General features: G+C 46.3%; 4 protein-coding genes and 1 pseudogene. 2 read left to right on the top strand and 3 right to left on the bottom strand.

Going from position 1 to position 4,308, the window contains the following annotated elements:
- Positions 1-182: hypothetical protein (locus VIP81_RS01315; RefSeq protein WP_331956672.1), on the top strand; the 182-nt coding region annotated here is incomplete at its 5' end.
- Positions 183-195: 13 nt separating this feature from the next.
- Here VIP81_RS01315 and VIP81_RS01310 read toward each other — a convergent pair.
- Complete coding sequence (locus VIP81_RS01310; protein WP_331956671.1) at positions 196-546, bottom strand: YraN family protein; 351 nt, start codon at positions 544-546, stop codon at positions 196-198.
- Positions 547-691: 145 nt separating this feature from the next.
- Here VIP81_RS01310 and manA point away from each other — a divergent pair, with 145 nt between their 5' ends.
- Positions 692-1,894: a mannose-6-phosphate isomerase, class I gene (gene manA, locus VIP81_RS01305; protein WP_331956670.1), complete on the top strand. Its 1,203-nt coding sequence runs from the start codon at positions 692-694 to the stop codon at positions 1,892-1,894.
- A gap of 105 nt (positions 1,895-1,999) precedes the next feature.
- Here the strand turns inward: manA and VIP81_RS01300 are convergent, their stop codons facing one another.
- Positions 2,000-2,950 carry an NADP-dependent oxidoreductase gene (locus VIP81_RS01300; protein WP_331956669.1) on the bottom strand — a complete coding sequence of 317 codons (951 nt, stop codon included), beginning with the start codon at positions 2,948-2,950 and terminating at the stop codon, positions 2,000-2,002.
- 45 nt (positions 2,951-2,995) lie between these two features.
- Positions 2,996-4,308: pseudogene (locus tag VIP81_RS01295) on the bottom strand (polynucleotide kinase-phosphatase); the annotation flags it as partial.

Here is a 4,308-nt window from a genome sequence, read left to right as displayed (position 1 = left end):
TTTGTCTTACTCAGGATTATACTGATTTTGATGATTTTCCGGATTTTGTTTTTCCGGATTTAAAAAGATTAGCGGAGACCGATGCGATATCCACGTCAGTCTCCGCTAATCTTTTTAAATCTTTTCAAAATCATAAAAGCAAAAATCCGGAAAATCATCAAAATCAGTATAATCCTGAGTAAGACAAAAAATCGCTCAGAACACATCCCTGAAGTGGACCAATTCATATTCATCTCCCGAAAAAGTAATAGCAATAATATCGAACCTGATCGCAACAGGATGCAGGTGATACTGCTGCAAATAATTATCGGCTACGCTGCGGATATGTTCTTCCTTACGAAAGTTCACGGCTTCTTCCGGCCAGCCAAAGCGCGCAGTACTCCGTGTTTTTACTTCTATGAAATAAATGGTATGCTCCTTTGTGGCAATGATATCTATTTCACGCCTTCCGGACTTCCAGTTGAGATGCAGCAGCGTGCAGTGCCGGCTAACATATGCCTGCGCAATGTTTTCGCCGCGCTGGCCCAGGGTTAAATGATTCAACATGCTTTATTTGGCTTGGGTTAAACAAACAATCGGCGGAAATATTTACTTTCCGGGGGTACTTAAAATGTACCACTTAACACCTATTTTTGCAGGCATATAAATTTATCAATTCTCTGGTATTTAACAAGTAAACAGATAACCATATATGAACTTATTCAGACTGGAAGGAAAAGTACAGCATTATGCATGGGGCGGATTTAAATATATTCCTGAACTGTTAGGTATTGCGCCAACAGATCAACCCAGTGCGGAATACTGGATGGGGGCACATCAAAGCGCTCCTTCCCTCGTTACTACTGCCAACGGACCATTGCCGCTGAACCAGCTGATACAGCAGGACCCGGCCAATATTACCGGCCCGGCAGTATGGGAAAAATTCAAAGAGCTGCCTTTCCTTTTTAAGATACTGGATGTAAAAGATATGTTGTCCATTCAGGTACATCCTACAAAAATTGAGGCAGAGAAAGGCTTTGCGAGAGAAAATGCAGAAGGCATTCCTTTAAATGCACCTAACCGGAACTATAAAGACGATAACCATAAACCGGAGATTATGGTGGCATTGAGCGAGTTTTATCTCCTGCATGGTTTCTTACCAGATGCACAACTGCGGCAGGTATTAACCTCCACACCGGAGTTTACCTCACTGGTAAGCATATACGAAAAAGAAGGCTACTATGGTCTGTATAAAAATGTAATGGAAATGCCGCAGTCGCTGGTGAATATTATTCTCCGGCCGCTGACTGACCGTATGATTCCAGACTATAAAGCCAACCGTTTATCTAAATCGAATCCTGGTTTCTGGGCAGCACGCGCCGTATTAAATGATCCGGGCAGCATAGATAAAATTGATCGTGGTATCTTCTCTATATACTTCTTTAATATCATGCAGGTACAGGCTGGTGATGCCGTGTTCCAGGACGCAGGCATTCCGCATGCCTACCTCGAAGGCCAGAACGTAGAGCTGATGGCCAACTCAGACAATGTGCTGCGTGGTGGTCTTACCCCTAAACACGTGGATGTACCGGAACTACTGAAGCATACCCGCTTTGAAGGTGTAGAGCCCAACATCATTAAAGGCAATATAAGTGCAGATGGACTGGAAAGAATTTATCCTTCTCCGGCGCCTGATTTTGAAGTAAGCAAAATAGATATTCCTGCAGGAAAGGTTTATAAACATACCGCCAAAGCAGCTGAAATATTGATTGTAATGAATGGTGCTGGTACTGTAAAGGGAGATGATACGCTGGCGGTACAAAAAGGCCAATGCGTGTTTACGGTATATGGTGCTTCTTATGAAATCAGCACTGATAGCGGCGTTGAGCTGTTTAAAGCGACGGTAAATAGCTAGATAGCTGTTAGCTGTTAGCTGTTAGCTGTTAGCTGTTAGCTGTTAGTAAATGCAGCGAAGACCAACAAAACATTTACTAAGAGCTAAAAGCTAACAGCTAAAAGCTTATATAACAATCACTGTTTTCCCCTTTCCTTTTCCCTGCCGGCTTAATGCTACGGCGGCAGGCGCGTCCTCCAGCTTAATTTTAGTTTCTACCGGAATCGTTAATACGCCTCTGTCTATCACCAGCGACAAGGTATCCAGCGAGGCGGCACTGCCTTGTGTTTCAAAATTACCGCCATGTATATTCCTGGACTTGAGCGCTTCTTCATCTGCTACAAACACGGTGGTGAGTGCACCAGCGCCTGATTTCAACAAGTCGAGATTGGCGGTAAAGCCAGCGCCATCGCTTACCAGGTCAATAAGGCCGTCGATGCCTTCGGGATACTTAGCTTTCACCTGTGTGGCTAAAGGCGATTCTTTATAATTAATCGTATCTGCTGCACCCAGCTTTTTCATGCGTTCGGCAGATGCTGCATCTGTGACCGTAGCAATTACTTTGATGCCCTGTGCGGCCGCCAGTTGGGTAGCAAAAGAGCCTACGCCGCCAGTGGCGCCGTTAATGAGCAGCGTATCGCCATCCTGCAGATCCAGTTTATCCAACAGTTGCTGGGCTGTCATTCCTGCGGTGGGTACTGCGGCGGCTTCTATGGCAGAAAGACTGGAAGGTGCAAGGGTAATCCCTGATTTTTCCGGCACGATGGCATATTCGGCGTAAGATCCTTCACCAATCGGTGCATGAATAAATTGCCCGTATACTTTGTCGCCTTTCTTAAACCGGGTAACGCCTTCCCCTACTTCTTCCACCGTGCCAGCGCCATCAACGCCCATGATAAGTGGAAACTGATGTGGCATTTTTCCGTTGTCCATAATACCATCAATCATTTTCCAGTCGAAAGGGTTCATGCCGGCAGCGGCTACCTTAATCAGTACAGTGCCTGGTCTTACAGCGGGTTTCGGCAGGTCCATCACAACAGGAATGTCTTTGAATTTTGATACGGCTACGGCTTTCATAATTATATTTTTAAATGTAGAAAGATGTTTAACAGCGATTGTTTTTTATAACCGGGGATCTACCGGTTCACTCTCTAACGCTAAAATACCAAATACGCATTGATGCACCAGCTGTAAAGGATCTTTATTTACAAATCTTTCGAGTCCTTCCAGGCCCAGTGCGAATTCGCGCAATGCCAGCGAGCGTTTGCCGGACAGCTTGCGGTTGCGCAGGCGCTCCAGGTTTTCAGCGGCATCATATTCAGGGCCATAAATGATACGCAGGTATTCTGCTCCTCGGATCTTGATAGCTGGCTGTATGAGTCCTTTAGCGTCCTTGCTGAGGAAAGTATAGGGTTTCACTACCATTCCTTCGCCACCGGCCGCTGTTAACGATTCCCACCAATGGATGGCGGCCTGTTCACTGGCGGCATTGCCTATTTCTACCAAACGATAAGGAGTAGCCCGGAGTAATTGTTCATCCCCTGCACAAATATTTTTTATGGCAGACATATGCCATTCATGGTCTTTATCGAACCAGGTTTTTCCTTCCGTGGCCATGATATGAAACGGCGCCAGCTTATAGTCGTCCAGTGAATTTACCGGCCAGCAGTACTGGCGGTAGGCTTTCACATAGTTGGTGGTTTGTTCCAGGCGCTGCGTATATTTCTCCAGCAATGCCTGCGCCGGGGCGCCATTGCTGATAGACTGCTGTAAAGCATTGACCACCTCCGGCAAGGCCTTACCTGCGGCGGTACCTACGGCTGCATATTGCGTTTGCAACAGGGCCTGTGCCTTGGCGCTCCAGGGCATCAGCTCTGTATCCAGACATACCCAGTCTGTATCAAAGGTTTCGTAAAAACCAGTGCTGATAAGGGCAGCGTTGATACGGGCAATGAAATCCTGTTCGGTTTGTTTGTCTGCAAAAAAGGAACGGCCAGTTCTCGTATATATAACCCCGTTACCTTCCCCGGTAACGCCGAACCGGCGCTCCGCCACATTTTCATCACGGCAAACAATCACCACGGCGCGGGAACCCATATGTTTCTCTTCACAGATCACCTTTTCTATGCCTGCTTCTCTGTAATATTGTAATGCCTCCGCAGGATACTCCAGCAATCCTTGCTGCTGGCTGGTTTCAGCCGGCGACATGGTAGGTGGTAAATAAATCAGCCACTTAGGATTAATCGTAAAACGACTCATCACTTCCAGTGCGGCAATATTATTTTCTTCCCGGATGGTGATGTTATGACTATAGCGGGTTTGCAGGATTTGCTTACCCATAAAATCTTCGATGTTCAGGATATCATCATATTGCTGTTGAACACTCTGCACGTTGTCGGCGTTGTAACCAATAGGGCGTGCAGGCACGGCGTATT

Origin of the sequence: Chitinophaga sp., assembly GCF_036566945.1 — a bacterium.
Taxonomy (GTDB): domain Bacteria; phylum Bacteroidota; class Bacteroidia; order Chitinophagales; family Chitinophagaceae; genus Chitinophaga.
Note: the sequence above shows the minus strand (reverse complement) of the source record. Positions and strands in the feature narration are given on the sequence as shown.